The organism is Microbacterium sp. CFH 31415 (genome assembly GCF_022538185.1).
Lineage (GTDB): Bacteria > Actinomycetota > Actinomycetes > Actinomycetales > Microbacteriaceae > Microbacterium.
The window spans coordinates 42617-56769 of sequence record NZ_JAKYXC010000002.1 but is presented as its reverse complement, the minus strand read 5'-3'; the positions used below and the strand labels follow the sequence as shown (position 1 = coordinate 56769).

17 protein-coding genes are annotated in these 14153 nt (G+C 65.2%); 6 read left to right on the top strand and 11 right to left on the bottom strand.

The features are described 5' to 3' along the window. Nucleotides 1-6: 6 nt before the first annotated feature. Nucleotides 7-1197, bottom strand: coding sequence for a DNA-processing protein DprA (gene dprA, locus MK786_RS01160; protein WP_241110435.1), 1191 nt, complete (start codon nucleotides 1195-1197; stop codon nucleotides 7-9). Beyond that, entirely contained in the window at nucleotides 1194-1766 is a 573-nt protein-coding gene (locus MK786_RS01155; protein WP_241110928.1) for an ATP-binding protein, read from the bottom strand. The genes dprA and MK786_RS01155 overlap by 4 nt, the downstream gene beginning before the upstream one ends. Between MK786_RS01155 and MK786_RS01150 the strand changes: the two genes are divergently transcribed. The 3 genes from MK786_RS01150 to MK786_RS01140 all read left to right on the top strand — a co-directional run bounded on the left by MK786_RS01150 (nucleotide 1735) and on the right by MK786_RS01140 (nucleotide 4746). Next, nucleotides 1735-3387, top strand: a complete 1653-nt coding sequence (locus MK786_RS01150) for a recombinase family protein (protein WP_241110434.1) — start codon at nucleotides 1735-1737, stop codon at nucleotides 3385-3387. The two genes, MK786_RS01155 and MK786_RS01150, sit on opposite strands and share 32 nt — an antisense overlap. A 70-nt stretch (nucleotides 3388-3457) precedes the next feature. After that, nucleotides 3458-3907: a hypothetical protein gene (locus MK786_RS01145; RefSeq protein WP_241110433.1), complete on the top strand. Its 450-nt coding sequence runs from the start codon at nucleotides 3458-3460 to the stop codon at nucleotides 3905-3907. Then, entirely contained in the window at nucleotides 3904-4746 is an 843-nt protein-coding gene (locus tag MK786_RS01140) for a hypothetical protein (protein WP_241110432.1), read from the top strand. Before MK786_RS01145 ends, MK786_RS01140 begins: the two co-directional genes overlap by 4 nt. Here the strand turns inward: MK786_RS01140 and MK786_RS01135 are convergent, their stop codons facing one another. Then, complete coding sequence (locus MK786_RS01135) at nucleotides 4747-5547, bottom strand: AbiJ-NTD4 domain-containing protein (protein ID WP_241110431.1); 801 nt, start codon at nucleotides 5545-5547, stop codon at nucleotides 4747-4749. It abuts the gene before it with no gap. A gap of 139 nt (nucleotides 5548-5686) precedes the next feature. On the opposite strand from MK786_RS01135, the gene MK786_RS01130 reads away from it, so the two are divergent. Together MK786_RS01130 and MK786_RS01125 are read left to right on the top strand one after the other, a co-directional pair. Continuing rightward, complete coding sequence (locus MK786_RS01130; RefSeq protein WP_241110430.1) at nucleotides 5687-6268, top strand: hypothetical protein; 582 nt, start codon at nucleotides 5687-5689, stop codon at nucleotides 6266-6268. Nucleotides 6269-6638: 370 nt separating this feature from the next. Next, on the top strand, nucleotides 6639-7511 hold the full coding sequence (locus MK786_RS01125; RefSeq protein ID WP_241110429.1) for a hypothetical protein: 873 nt from the start codon (nucleotides 6639-6641) through the stop codon (nucleotides 7509-7511). Nucleotides 7512-7514: 3 nt separating this feature from the next. Here the strand turns inward: MK786_RS01125 and MK786_RS01120 are convergent, their stop codons facing one another. Next, nucleotides 7515-8162 carry a recombinase family protein gene (locus MK786_RS01120; RefSeq protein ID WP_308220009.1) on the bottom strand — a complete coding sequence of 216 codons (648 nt, stop codon included), beginning with the start codon at nucleotides 8160-8162 and terminating at the stop codon, nucleotides 7515-7517. Nucleotides 8163-8434: 272 nt separating this feature from the next. On the opposite strand from MK786_RS01120, the gene MK786_RS01115 reads away from it, so the two are divergent. Next, entirely contained in the window at nucleotides 8435-8608 is a 174-nt protein-coding gene (locus tag MK786_RS01115) for a hypothetical protein (RefSeq protein ID WP_241110427.1), read from the top strand. Nucleotides 8609-8780: 172 nt separating this feature from the next. Here MK786_RS01115 and MK786_RS01110 read toward each other — a convergent pair whose 3' ends face one another. The 7 genes from MK786_RS01110 to MK786_RS01080 all read right to left on the bottom strand — a co-directional run bounded on the left by MK786_RS01110 (nucleotide 8781) and on the right by MK786_RS01080 (nucleotide 14142). Next, nucleotides 8781-9896, bottom strand: coding sequence for an AAA family ATPase (locus MK786_RS01110; protein WP_241110426.1), 1116 nt, complete (start codon nucleotides 9894-9896; stop codon nucleotides 8781-8783). A 14-nt stretch (nucleotides 9897-9910) separates the two neighbouring features. Then, complete coding sequence (locus MK786_RS01105; protein ID WP_241110425.1) at nucleotides 9911-10756, bottom strand: bifunctional DNA primase/polymerase; 846 nt, start codon at nucleotides 10754-10756, stop codon at nucleotides 9911-9913. Nucleotide 10757: 1 nt separating this feature from the next. Then, nucleotides 10758-10910, bottom strand: a complete 153-nt coding sequence (locus MK786_RS01100) for a hypothetical protein (protein ID WP_241110424.1) — start codon at nucleotides 10908-10910, stop codon at nucleotides 10758-10760. Nucleotide 10911: 1 nt separating this feature from the next. Then, nucleotides 10912-11232, bottom strand: coding sequence for a helix-turn-helix domain-containing protein (locus tag MK786_RS01095; RefSeq protein WP_241110423.1), 321 nt, complete (start codon nucleotides 11230-11232; stop codon nucleotides 10912-10914). A 569-nt stretch (nucleotides 11233-11801) separates the two neighbouring features. Further along, complete coding sequence (locus MK786_RS01090) at nucleotides 11802-12380, bottom strand: hypothetical protein (protein WP_241110422.1); 579 nt, start codon at nucleotides 12378-12380, stop codon at nucleotides 11802-11804. Then, nucleotides 12380-12817, bottom strand: a complete 438-nt coding sequence (locus tag MK786_RS01085; protein ID WP_241110421.1) for a hypothetical protein — start codon at nucleotides 12815-12817, stop codon at nucleotides 12380-12382. Before MK786_RS01085 ends, MK786_RS01090 begins: the two co-directional genes overlap by 1 nt. Nucleotides 12818-12999: 182 nt before the next feature. Further along, nucleotides 13000-14142: a hypothetical protein gene (locus tag MK786_RS01080; RefSeq protein WP_241110420.1), complete on the bottom strand. Its 1143-nt coding sequence runs from the start codon at nucleotides 14140-14142 to the stop codon at nucleotides 13000-13002. Nucleotides 14143-14153: the final 11 nt, after the last annotated feature.

The window sequence follows — 14153 nt, the reverse complement described above, 5'->3', positions numbered from 1 at the left end:
GAAGCGTCACTCCCGGCTGCCGGCCTTGCGCCAGCCGCCGGGGCCACGGGCGACGCTCCCCTCGAGATCCAGCAGGCCGAGGATCGCTTCGACCTCGTCGGGTGCCATTCCGGCCCGGCGGGCCACGTCGGCCGTCTCGCGCCATGCCCGAACACTGAGCGCGTCGCGGACCCGGGTGGTGTCGTCGGTGCGGTCGCCCTCGTACGGCATCGCGCCGAACGGCGCGGTGCCGTCGAAGCCGATCATCTCGCGGATGTCGGCGGCGCTCGTGATGCATTGAGCGCCGTACTCGCGCAGCAGCCGGTGAGTTCCCGCCGATGCGGCCGAGGTGATGGGCCCCGGAACCGCGCCCAGCGGCCGGGAAAGCGCCGCCGCGTGGCCCGCAGTGTTGAGCGAGCCGCTGCGCCACCCGGCCTCGACGACCACCGTGGCGCCGGCAAGGGCGGCGATGAGCCGATTGCGCTGCAGGAACCGCCACTTCGTCGGCGCCGATCCGCAGGGAACTTCGCTCACGACGGCACCGGACGCCGCGATGCGATCGATCAGGCCCGCGTTGCCGGCAGGGTAGGCGCGGTCGACGCCGCCCGCGAGGAGGGCGACCGTCAGCCCGCCGACGCTCAGCGTCGCCCGATGTGCCGCAGCGTCAATGCCGTACGCGCCGCCCGAGACGACCGCGATCCCACTGCCGGCCAGTTCTGCGGCGAGCTCGATGGCGACATGCTCACCGTACGACGTCGCCGCCCGGGCGCCCACGACGGCGACGGAGGGACGCAGCTCGCTGAGCCGCACCGCGGCGCCGCGCACCCACAGGCAGACCGGCGCGTGCAGTCCGAGATCGTCGACCTGCTCCGGCCATTCGGGATCGCTCCGCGTCACCAGCTGCACACCTGCCCTCGCCGCGCTGTGCAGCGCATCGCCGACGTGCGTGAGGGAGAGCCTCGGCAGCCAGCGCTTTCGTGCCGTCGCGAGTTCCGTCTCACCGAGCAGCGCGGTGGTGCTGTCACCGACCGCGAGCCGCAGCGACTCCGACGGGCCGAGGCCCGCGAGGAGCTGCCCCGCCACCGAGTCGCCGGGCTCGAGCAGGTGGCACCACACGACCGTCGCCAGACGGTCGACCACCGCGTCATCGCCCTCGGCGGGCGCGAACGGTCCGAGCAGTCTGCGTGCCGTCGCCGGCGAGAGGTCGAGCGCGGTCATAGCGCGATCCCCTTCTTCAGGTAGAGCGCACGGCCGATGTGCTCGGTCCCGAGCTGCGCGCTCGCGTCGAGGTCGGCCAACGACCACGCCACGCGCAAGACCCTGTCGTAGCCGCGCAGGGTGAGGGCACCACGATGGAGCGCCGCATCGAGCGGCCGACGTACCGCCGGCGGAGGCGCAGCGGGGCCATCGCGCAGCCAGGCTCCTGAGACCTCGGCGTTCACCCGCCACGGCGTGCCGGCGAGCCGCCGCGCCGTGCGGTCGCGGGCCTCGGCCACGCGCTGCCGCGCGGTCGCGGTCGTGAGGGCTGCCGTCGACTGCTCGCGCTGCGCCACCGACACTCGGGCGAGAGTCAGCTCTATGTCGATGCGATCGAGCAGCGGGCCGGAGAGTCGTCCGAGGTAGCGGCGGATGGCGGCGGGCGGACACGTGCACGTTCCGCCGCGGATGCCGTAGTCGCCGCATGGACACGGATTCGTCGCCATGACGAGCTGGAAGCGGGCGGGGAACTCGGCGGTCGCGCTCGCGCGATGGATCGTGATCGACCCGTTCTCGAGCGGCTGCCGCAGCGCATCGAGCGCGCTGGCCTGGAACTCCCCCGCCTCAGCGAGGAATCAGAAAGTCACCCTTGTAATACAATCGACTATGAGCACTTCAACCCCGCGCCGCGCCGCGCTCTATCTTCGCCAGTCGCTTGACCGTGCGGAAGGTATCGACGCGCAGCGCAAGCGCTGTACCGACCTCGCGAGCGCGCGCGGTTGGCCGATTGTCGCGGTCTTCGACGACAACGAGGTTCGGGCGTCGAGCGCCCGCGGCGAGGGCACTCGTTGGCACGAGATGCTCGGCAGGGTGGGCCGCGAGTTCGAGGTGATCATCGCGGTGGACCTCGACCGGCTCGTTCGCAGTACCTCCGACCTCAACAAGCTCATCGAGCGAGGCGCGCAGGTCGTCACCGTCGACGGCGAGATTGACCTGACCTCGGCTGATGGTGAGTTCCGCGCCACGATGATCGCCGGTATCGCTCGCTTCGAGACTCGACGCGCGAGTGAGCGCCAGCGACGGCATAAGGCGGCGAAAGCCGAGCGAGGCGAGTGGCACGGTGGGATTCCGCCCTACGGGTACCGAGCGGAGGCCGGCCGCCTGGTCCCAGAGCCCGTCGAAGTGAAGCGCATCCACGAGGTCGCCCAGCGCCTGCTCGACTTCCGCGAGCCCATGCACGCGATCGTCACCGACTGGAACAACCAGGGCGTCAAAACCCGCGGCGGGAACCACTGGCGGCAGGCGAACCTGCGCTCGATCATGCTCAACCGCTCGATGCTGGGTGAGACCAAAGCGGGCAAGGTCGGCTGGGAACCCATCATCGATCCTGAGACCTTCGACCGCGTTACGCGCCTCCTGACCGACCCTTCTCGCAAGGTCGTTCACTCACCCGGGGTGAAGGGCGGGAAGTACTCAATGGGCGGCGGGCTCACCGTCTGCGCGAAGTGCGGAAAGCCTCTCATCACGGCCACCAAGTCCGGGGGCGGTTCGGGTAAGCGCCCTGCCATCGGATGCCTCGCCCGCGTACACGGACCCGACCCGAAGAATCACCCTCGCGTCGAGCGCGTGACTACTCGGAACGGCGAGAAGATCACGGTTATGCAGGACACCGGCCGGGTGAACATCGACCACGACCTCCTGGAGGGCTACGTGTTCGAGCAGGCCATCGCTCGCCTCAACGACTCCGAGTACTGGCAGAAGCGCAAAGCCGAGCGTGACCCTGACGCTCAGAGCAAGATCGCCGCGCTGAACGCGAAGCGCGAGGCGCTTTTCGAGAAGCGTGCGCGCGCCGAAGACCTCGCCCTCGATGGGCTCATCACGAAGGAACGGCTTCGCTCAGAGATTCAGTCAGTCGAGGCCGAGGTCGAGCAGATCGGCAAGGACATCCAGGCGCTGGTTGGTGCGCCCGACATCGAGCAGGCGTTCGGACCCCGAGACGCGATCCTCGCTCGGTGGACGGAATGGACGCCAGGGCAGCGCCGAGAGTTCCTGCGGCTGCTGATCGCCCGCGTGGTCGTTGACGAATGGCCCGAGGGGATGCCTCGCACGCGGCCCCAGCTTCGCAACGAGTCTGACGAGGACTACTCCAACGCGCGAGCTGCCATCCTTCGTCAAGCGGTCGAGGCCAGGGTAACGATCGACTGGGCGTGACGAGACACGCCGTCAGCACCACGCGCAGATCGATAGAGTGGCGTCAACTTGCTGAGCCGGATGGGATGACGTGACAACACAACCGCCACCTGCGGGGCCGGCCGCCTCCGACAAAGTGGTTCTCGCCGTCCCCGGTTCGAGCGTGCTCGCGGGGCCGCCGCGGGTAAGCTACGTGACCGCAGTAGAGAAGTTCGCACGAGCTGTCCTGCGCGAAGCGAGCAACCTTGAAGAGCAAGAGCGGACAAACCGTCGCGCGCCCCGTGAGTACCACAGCAAGCACATCGAACGTGCCGCAACCTGGGTGCGGGAAAGTGGGTCGACTTTGCGCCCACGTAGCGCGTGGTACCTCGTGGGCAGGATCGCGCAGGCGATTCTCGTCATCGCAACGAGCATCTTCCTTACCTTCATGGTTGTCCCGGAGGCCTGGAGCGGGTTCGGCTACCTCTTCACCATCAGCCTGGTCCTGACAGTCATGCTGACCGTGATCGTTGAAGTCATTGATTGGAGGTCACGGCGATGAACGAGAGCAACCGGCACGACGTCCAGATGTCCGATGCGGCCAGAGCAACTCTTCAGGAGTATCTCGCCCAGTACGAGGCACGTGTGCTTGCGGAGGCAACTCACCTCACCGCCGGTCAGGCGCTGACCCCGAGGGACATTGTGAACACCGTCGAGGCGCTTGAGGCCCGGAATGCGGACCGCGACGTCTGGTACGCGCTTCACACGACTCGTCGTCGAGGCAGCCGCCCCAACTTCCTTGTCTTCGTCCTCCTCGGCCTTACTTTGGTGGCATTCCTGCTGGCATACGCTTTGCCGCTCATGTTCAACGTTTCGGGTGATCTCACAGCGACTGTGCTGGTCTCCTTCGGCACTGCGACGCTGGCTGGCGCAGGCGCTCTCGTCGGTTTCCGGTACGCCGATCGGGCCGAGTCGGAACGAGCCGAAGCCGCGTTCCAGCTGGCCGCGGCCGAACGTGCCAAGGCAGACGCCATCGCTGACAGCCGAGCGGCCTACGCCGCTTGGGACGGGAGCGCGTACATCGCTAGCGAGTCGTCGGACTTCCTGCATGAGTGGATGCGAGTCGAGGAGAGAATCCGCTCGCTCGCGAGCGTGGCGCTCGGCATGAGCCGCGCAGACGTTGAGGACTACCCCATCGGGCTGCTCCTGGACCGTCTCTCGGCCCTTCACGTACTAGATGAGACTCGCCGAAATGATCTAGTGAAGGTCCTAAATGTCCGGAACGCCGTAGCGCACGGTCGGCGAACAAGCGACGCTGAGCTCCGAGTCGGTATGGACTACTTGCGAGACCTCGAAAGATTCCTGGACGCCTACATCAAGGAGCACAAGGTCGGCCGGTAGTCAGCGTGCGGTCCCGATCAAGAAATTGACGATCGCGGAGCAAGTCACCAAGAAATAACGCGCAAGGTCTTGGCTCACGTCGGGAGCATGGGCTCCACCGTGCCGAATGGCCGGGGCGTCGCTAGTGAATCCGTAGAGCGACTTCCAGCCGGCCACCAACGCAGGGTGGAGATCGGGGTTTCGGGACCGTAGCTCATCCAGCGCCGGACCAAGAGCGTTCTTCCCTGTCAGGATTCGGGCGATTGCCTCGACGGAACTTATGGACTCCTTGACGGAGTTCGCGTAGTCGGGATTCTCTAGCCGGGAGTACAGGGTCAGCGCGGTGCGAAGGTGGTGGCGAACGGCTGCGTACGGGCCGGAGTTGGCGATCGCGTCTTCGACCGACTCAACCTCTCGTGCATCTGAGAGGGGCGTCACGTCTCCGTCGATGATTCGGTAGCCGGCGAGGTGGGTTTCCAGTACCTCGTTGTAGACGGTCGTTAGTTCTGGTTCATTCACTGTCGTGACGATTGTCTGAACGATGTCGTAGACGACGTACCACTCCTCGTTCTCGAACATCATCCGCAGCGTCTTGGCAGCGCCGGACGCAAACTCCGGGACGGTGGCGATGTCCCAGTGGAAGAGGGACGCCCAGAGTACGCGCATCATCGATGCGCCGTTGCGGTACTCGTATGTGTCAAAGTCCTTCAGGAAGCGTTGATAAGTGACGTTCCACAGAGCCGTGCGGAGCGGCGAGTCCATCGACTCGACCTGCGCCACCGTGCGGGCCTCCGTGTATCCGTATCGCTCTGAGAACTTCACAAGGAGACGGTCTCACAGACCGCCCTCGCTCATGCGTTGCCGCGCGGGTCGCGTCGCGCCACTCTGACGCGATCCTGCTAGAAGCGGTCGAGTAGCCCGTCAGTTTCAGGTAGGCCGATTGACGCGCTAGCTTGCGGGGATGGCACACTCCCCGCTGTACGAGAACGTCCCCGCGCCGCCAGACGACGCCACCCGGATCGACATGTTTCTTGATACGGCCGACTCGTACGCCGATCTGGCCGAGACCTTTCCGCTCCCTCGCAAGTACGACCTCTTCGGATCCCCGAGCCGAGCCGAGTACTGGACGGTCATCTTGCACGCTGGCGTCCTCCGGAAGTTCTACAGCGCCAAGGACCAGGTATGTCTGACCAAAGTCGTGGATTCCCTCGCCCGCATGGCTCTGGTGGACCATCCGGTTATGCGCGGTGACCTCATCGAGTTTCGGAAGATTGCTACGGCTCGCACCGTGCCGGAAGGTTTTGGACTGCGGATCGGCGACAACGACGTCACACAGTGGGAGATTGTTGAGGTCGAGCTTCACGGACGCCACCTCCACGCAGACTGGGGCAAGTGGGCCGCTTCACTAGAAGTACGAGAAGGCGGGCGGGACTTCTTTCTCGGCCAGTGGTGCCGCACCGCTGCTGACTTAGTAGACATCGCGAAGAGGAAGATTCGCTGGTACCAGGAAGAGGGTTTCATCGATGGTCCCGCGGGGTCCTAGGCGGGGCGTATCGTGCGTGCATGGATCCTCGACCTGGCTCGCGCGATGGCGTCGTGAATGAGCGGCTCGAACTCACCTACCTACGCGCGGGCTCGGAGCCGCAGTGGGAGCGTGTGACGCACGGCGGCGTCGATGTCACAGAGCGGCCCGACCTCTGGACGCCATACGAGACGGATAGGCGCGCGGGCTTTGAGGCGAGGATTGAGCGGTACCGCCGCGAGGGGCTGATTCCGTAGAAGCGCCTACAAGCATCTCAGGGCCGAGAGTCGAGTGATCTATCGACTCCTAGTCCTTCGGCGCGCGAGATGCGCCTAGGAGGCCTCTCCGAGTGTCGCGACGCCTGGTGCGCGAGGGTCGATAACCTTCGGCTGTGGATGGAGGCGAAGTGGACCCGATCGTTACCGGTGCAGTCGTCAAGGTGGGAGCTTTCGGCGAGAAGATGGCGGACTCTGCTGCCAAAGAGACTGGCGGACTGATCACGCGCCTGTTCGGGCCATCAGCTGACGTGATTGGCAACAACTGGGCAGAGCGTCTCCGCGAGCGGAACCTCGACAAGCTTCTGCGCAAGACCGAGAAGCGGGCCGCGGGAAAGGCTGATCCCGGCATCGCCAACCCACGCGTGGCCTCGCAAGTGTTCGAGGCGGCGGAGTATGCGGACGCGGAGGTCGTGTCCGAGTATCTCAGCGGCGTTCTGGCTTCATCGCGCACCCCGGATGGCTCGAGCGACCGCGGAGTGAGCTGGGTCGCCCTCATCCGGCGTCTTTCGAGCGATGAGTTGCGGCTCCACTACGTGATCTATGCAAGCGCGCGTCAGATTCTCCTGGAGCAGGGTTTTGAGCAAACCGGCTCGGCTCACAACATCGAGGTAGTTCTGCCTCTTCGGGATCTCGCTGCATCAACGCAAATGACTCATCGAAGGATCGGCGAATCTGTTGAGGTCCTCATGCGGGAAGGGTTGCTCGGCGATGCCTATCGCCTGGGGCCTCGGGACTTCGCGTTCGAGAACGAGTTGAAGCGCGACAACGTCGAGGTCGTCTATCCCGAGGTCCCCGCTCTCCGAGTGCGTGTCACTGTGCACGGCTTTGCGCTCTTTGCATGGGGCAACGGGGAAGGAGAGCTGTCGAAGGGGGCGTACCTCGACCCCACTGTCGAGATGGGCCCGATCGACTCTGACGGACAGTTGCCCTTGGTTGAAACGAAGCTGCTCAAAGCGGTGGTGAGGAATAAGGCTTCTGAATCGTGACCTTCAGCTGCCGCTGCGCGTAGTGACCCGCTCAATCAGCTTGGCAACGGTCGAGGGATAGAACTGGTTGCCGTGCGCGGTGGTGTGGCCGGCCTCGTTCAGCTCGCGAGCGATCTGTGAGATTCGAGCGCCCTCTTCGCGACGCATGGTGATGTAGTTGACGACCTCGCCCTTGAGGTCTGTCTTCGAGGGCCTGCCGACTGGCTTGCCCTGTCGCTTCAACTCGGCGAGGGCTGTCTTGGTCCGTTCGCTGATGGTTCGCCTCTCCCACTGGCTCAGGTTGATGACCATGTTGGCGATCATCTCCCCGTTCGCGGTGGCAGTGTCGATGTCGAGGTCCAGCGCTGCGATCGTCCATCCGTTGAGGCGAAACCGGGCCAGGGTCGTCGCGAAGTCAGGCACATCGCGGGACAGTCTGTCGAGCTTGGTGACGATCACGCCGTGCGCCTCGCCTGACTCCAACAGGGCGAGCATCTGCGCGCCACCTTCGCGCTTGGCGATCGGCACCTTGCCCGAGGTGTCGGGGTCGGTGATCCAGGCGACCACCTCGTGCTCTCGGTAGGCCGCGTAACGCTCGATCAGGTCCCGTTGAGCGGCCATGCTGAGGTCCTGCTTGTTGGTGCTCACTCTGATGTACGCGGCTACCTTCACGGCGGCTCCCTCGAGGTTGATTTACCCCAACCGCACGGTTCGGGTTCAGTATCAACAGTATTCGAACGTATCTTCGATGCAACCACCAGTTTCCGCAGCTGGCCTGGGCTTTCCTGTCATCGTGAATCGCATTCCAATCCGCGCCGGACTGGCGGATCGACCCCAATCGAGCCACCTCCCGTATGGCTTCCTCGATGGGTCACACTCAGGGCTTCATCGACCTGAGCGTGTGGTGACCGGCTCCGAGTCAGACGCGCCAGTACGTTGAGACCGTGACCTTCGACTTCTCCGACCCGAACCAGGTGCTTCTCTTCTGGGTGATGGCCATCGTCGTGGGCATCCTGAGCCTCGTCCTGACGTTCCTGTTCTTCTACTGGATCATCCGGCTTGGGGTGTACCACGGCATGCGCGAGTTCAAGCGCTGGGAGCGTTCGGGCGAGCTGTAGCCTCAGGCCCGCGCCCGGGGGTGTATTCGATGTAACAACTGTCAACCTTGCTTGGAGATAGTTGACAAAAGTTACATAAATTCCATATCAGGTGCGCGCGCGTACGTGTGGGCGCGCGCGCGGGTGGGTATCCCGCGCACGCGCCCTGTAAGTCCTCGCGCGAGGCTCCGGGTCAGTCCTCGGGCTCGAACGGGAGGCGGAACTTTTCGTAAAGCCCGTGGGTGGTCCGGGCAAGGTCGTTCCGCTTCACCAGCCGAGAGAGGTTCGTCCTGACAGCGTTCTGTTCCTCGTCTGGGAACGCCGCGTAGATCTGCTCGATGGACACCGAGCCTTCCTGAGCGACCTGCACGGCTTCGACCACCTTGCGGATCGCGTGAGCGAGGTTGTACTTCGCGTTGCGGACCTTCGCGCCCTCTCGCTCACGGTCGATGAGGTCATGCACGGAGGTATCCGACTCGCCCGTGAGAACCGCCCTGCCGACCGCAGCTAGCCCGCCGCCCACCGGCACATCGACCGTCTCGACGTTGTACGCCCAGGACAGCCCCTCCTTGCCGTAGTTGAGCTTGTCGACGGTGGTGACCCGCTCGTCGGACTCGGGATCCTTCGCCATGATGATGAGGGACCGCACGATGTCTCGCCAGGCGTGGGAACCGCTCATCATGTCGCCTGCCGGTCCAGCGCCTGACTTGCGGAAGTGACCGACCACGATCACCGCGATGTTGAGTCTCCGAGCCATTGCCGCGAGAGGATCCAGCGCGTTGCGGACCTCCTTGACTCGATCCGGGTTGCCATCGATGAACGACACGATTGGGTCCACGATGAGGATGCGCGTGTCCGTCTCCTGGATCAGCGCCTCGAGGTCGCCGAGGTCTTGCGCCAGATCCAGCACGGTCGGAACCTCCTCATCCTCCGAGCGTTCCAGCGTCACTTCCAGGGCCCTCACCCGATCCATGTCCGCGCCCGCTGCTCTGAGCCTTGGGACGAGCTGGCGGTCGATGTCGTCCTCACCCGACACGATCATGACGTTGGTCGGCTTGCCCTTGAGGTCGCCGGGAAGCATGCCGTGCGTCCAGTACGCCGTCAGCAGGGCAAGGACGGTCGACTTCGCGATGCCAGCGCGGCCGGCCAGGGCAGTGAGGACTCCGAGAGGCACCATCCGGTCGATGGCCCATTCGGTCGCCTCGCCCTCTCGGCCCGCGAGCGACGTGGCGCTCAGCTTGCGTCGCCCGGAGGGTCGCCGCTCGTCGCCCAAGGCTTCGAGGATTCGGCGGGTGTCGAGCGGCGTCACGTTGCTCGGATCAGTCATGCCAAGCCCTCTCGGTAGAGCCAGGCTGTGAGCGCCTGGCGAGTCTTGTAGTCCTCGGACTCGATGAATCGGCGGGCGCTGCGCACCGATGTCTCGACCTCGCTCCACGGAAACGACCCTTGCCCCGGGGTCGAGTCCCAGACAGCACGGGCGAGGGTCCAGACCTCCGCCTCAGCGTCGAAGCCCAACTTCAGCCACCATCGGCACGCGAGGCGATGCATGAAGTCGTTCCGCGAGTTGAGCGGTAGCCCGTGCTCGATGGCTTCCTCAGTCGTAGGCAGGTCGCCACCTGGCGAGGTCGATCCGCCTCCGTTGCCCGGTCGCCCGACCCGCCACCCGCGGATCGCCGACAGGAGGGCGTCGGGTGCGTAGGGAATCTCTCGGAGGCTTCCGCGAACCAGGGTGTAGACCCTCTGGACGCCGGACGAGTCGTCGCGGATCGTGCCTGGCCCTGCGACTTGATGCCCACCGTCCGCTTTCACATCGAGGTACGGCACCCACGGAACCTTCGAGTCCAGGCGACCGCCGTAGCGGAAGTACAGATGGACGCCGTTCGCGGTGGTCACCATCGGCAGGTTGCTGAGGTCGATCGCCAGCAGTTCCTCGATGTCGATGAGCGAGCCGAACCCGCCTGGGTCGCCCTCTGGGGCGTTCTTCGTGTCGAGGTCGAGGACACCTAGACCGTCGCCGGTGAGGATGCCCCAGTTGCATCCTGGGACCTCTCTGCGCCATTGGGTGATCTGGTCGTGGTCGGCGCTGGCGAGGTTCTGCCAGTTCTTGATGGCAGGGATGTTCGTGCCCGGTCGGAGTGGAAGCACTCGGAGGGGCGGATTGCCCTCCACGTCAGGCCTCGTCGTCGTAGTCGAGCGTCGCGCCGATCCGGTCGAGCAGGGAGACGATCCGGTCAACGCGCGCGGCGCTGATTGCACGGACTTCGGCAGCGACAGCGTCGAAGGCTTCGAGCGGATCGGGCGTGGGCTGGGTGATCCTAGCCACGTCACTCACCCGCCTCGTGACGGTCGCGGTCGAGCTGGGCACGAAGCCGCTCGAAGTCAGCGATCTGCGCGGCCCCGCCTCGCGGCGGCGGCCAGGGGCCGTCACGGTAGACGAGCATCTCGGGCTCGAAGAAGACCTCAACCGGCAGGCCGAACAGCCGGCCGATTGCGGCAAGCTCGTCTGGGCTGGGGTACGTCAGGCCACGACAGAGGTTGTGGATCCGCGCAACGTTCGTGTTGAGCGCGGCCGCGACGACCTCGGGAGTGAGGTCATGGAAGGGGATGAACTTTGCGAGCGGCTGTCGCCGTCGGGGAAGCGCCAATTGGGCCACCTACCGTTCTGAACAGAACTGGTAGGCCTTCTTTTCCCCACTCCAGCGGATTCGCTTGGTAAGTCGAATATACACCCCGCGGTACCAACTTAGTAACTATCTTCGAATGTCGCGTAGGCGCATCTGAAGCGGCGTGGTCGAGGTTCGATTCGACCTCGCGACGCCAGCGCCTCAGATCGACTCAGGACGCCTCTCGTCAGGCAGTCCTCACCGTTCGAGGGCGCGATTCGAGTCGAGGATGAAGGCTCGCGCGTCCTGCGCTCGCTTGAACGGCTTGCACGTGCAGTTCCGGGTGGGGTGGTATCCGTTCGGGCACCCTGGGGCGGTGGCGAACCAGGTCGTGGAGTGGTTTCCCCACGATCCACTGATCTTCCGAAGCCGCCAGGTGTTGATGTCCTCTACCTCTTGCTCAGACAAGTCAGTTCTCCTCATACGTGCGTCGTCCCTTGACGACATCTGACCAACGCTTCGAGGGAGGGCCGAGCGGGTCACCCGGATCGGGGTCCTTCACCGGAGGCAGGGAGAACTCACCGTCCTCAGGCGTCCTGGCGGCACCGGGCTCACGCTGGCTCATCTTCTCGTTCCCATCGGTTCGGCGGATCGACTGTGCGGGGAATGTGAGGAAGCGCGGCGCGGGCGCGGTCGCGTTCTTCTTCGCGGTACGCCTGGACGCGACGTTCGGCTTCCTCACGCTCGTGGCGTTCAAGCTCGTCCCCGCTGTCGCCCTCAACCACTTCGGCATCCTCGATGTCGCCTGGCTGGATCTGTCGGAGAATCGGGATCTGTCCGTCCTGCGGCGTGAGCAGCTGCTCCCAGAGCGGCGGACCCTCGACGTGGATGTTCGTCTTGCCGGGAACGAAGCCAGTGCGATCCGCGATGAACTTTGCCCAGGCAAGGGCCTCCATCGGGTCGAGCTTTCCCTCAGCCGCTTCCTTGATGTACCGCGCGGCGGTCTGGATCATCGGGTCGATGTTGTCGTTGAAGCGCTCGCGTGCCTTCCGCTGCACTTGCGGCGTCGCGCCTCCGTGTGACCGGCAGACGGTCGCCCCTCGAATGGCGGCCTTCTTGCACCGCTCGCCGTCGCGTTTGTGTGCGATGCAACGGTGCGCGGCATCTTGACTGAGGACTCCCTTGGGCATCAGTCGGCCCGTCCCGGAGAACCGATCTGCGGCTTGCAATCGAGGTCATCCATCGCGTGCTTGGTGCACGCGTTGCAGAGGTCTACTTGGGCGATGACCGTTCCGCAGTTCACCCAGAACGGAGTGGTGAAGCCCGTTGGGTCGCCGCAGTACGCGCAGTAGGTCACGGTGCTCTTTCGACCTGCGGGTTCCTCTCCCACACGCTCTCGGATGGCTTGGGTGAATCCGCCCGTCAGTTGAATGACTGGGACTGTGCCGCCGACGCTGTCGTAGTCGGCCGAGCGCAGGGCGTTCTTGATCGCCGCGCGGATGGGGGCGAGTCGAAGGAGCTTCCGGTTCGTCCCCTGCGGGCAAAGCGCGTCGGCATCGCCGTACTCCGCGAGAGTCTGGTCGAACGCGGCGATGTCTACGTTTGCGAAGTTGCTGGTGTCAGTCATGGCCTTGGCCTTCCATGTGTTGGCCGGTCGGGAAGAAGGGGAGCCCCGCCCTACCGGCCAAGGCGGCGGGGCTCCCAAGTGACGCATGCCCCTGCGTCAAGGAGTTCGAGGAAAGGAAGACCCGAACTCCAGGTTCGGAGGGGTCCGGGCGAACAAGCAGCCAAAGCCCGGACCCCGGTCTGTTAGGTCCAGCTCGGCGCGGTGTACGTGCCGGAGGCCTTGATCTGGATGACTGCGGCGGCGTCGCGACGACGGATGCCGAGCCCGAAGCCTCGCTCGTAGATCGACTCGATGAGCGGGTAGCGAGCGAGCGGCCCCTGCACGAGGCGGAACCCCTGGTTGTCAGCGATGGGGTGCTGACGGAATGCGACGGGGTTCTCACCGCCTGCGGCGACGGCCACCATGTAGCCGGCCTTCGCGAGCGTGTGCTCCACGATCAGCGCGTTCCCATAGGAGCCCAGGACGTCGAGACCGTTGAAGGTCGCGGGTGGGCGTTCTCCGACGAGAGTCTGATCGGTGAGGTAGGCGGGCTCGTTCGCCGTGGCGATGAAGTCGTACCGATCACCGTCCGCCACGCGGAAGGCACGGATCTTGTCGCCCTCCTGCTTGTGGACGAGGACGACCATCTGTTCGCCGCTCTCCTTGGTGCCGCGCCCGTGCTCCGTCACCTTGGCGATCACGTCGTCCAGGTCGCCGGAATCGACGGTCGCTCCACCTGACACCAGGAAGTGCGTGTGGTTCGCGGCGAAGGTCGTTCCATCCGGCGCGGTCGGCGGCTTGTCGTCGGCGGCACCCGCGTAGAGGGAGTAGATCGTCTGGCCCTCGGGGTTGGTGCCTCGCGCAGGGAACGCGCCCCCGCTCGGGGTCATCAGGGTCGCCATGATCGAGTTGAAGATCAGCCGGTTGTCTCCCTCCTGGGCGGCGATGTGCTGCGACTGGATCTGGGGCGTCTTCGCATCGCGCAGGAACTTGCGCGTGTAGCGAGTCGCGAAGTCGTACCACTTCAGGTCGTGGCCGACCGCGTAGTACTTCGGCTCGACGCGACCGGCGACCGGAACGCCGAACTCCGAAGCGACTTCGAGGTCGACGCGGCCACCGTCGAGCGGGAGCAGGTCGTACGAGTCGGTCGTGTTGGTGGTGAACAGTGCGGCGACAGCCGACCGCCCGTCGTTCCACGCCTTGAGAGCGTCCTGGAGTTCGGTCCAGACGGAATCGAGCGAGCGACCATCCGCGAGAGTCGTGAGGACGTCGCCGCCCACGTTGAAACCGCGGTCCGCGCCGATGATGTCGCGGGGAAGATCCGCGATGTTGAGACGGCAGGACATGCCGACCCTCC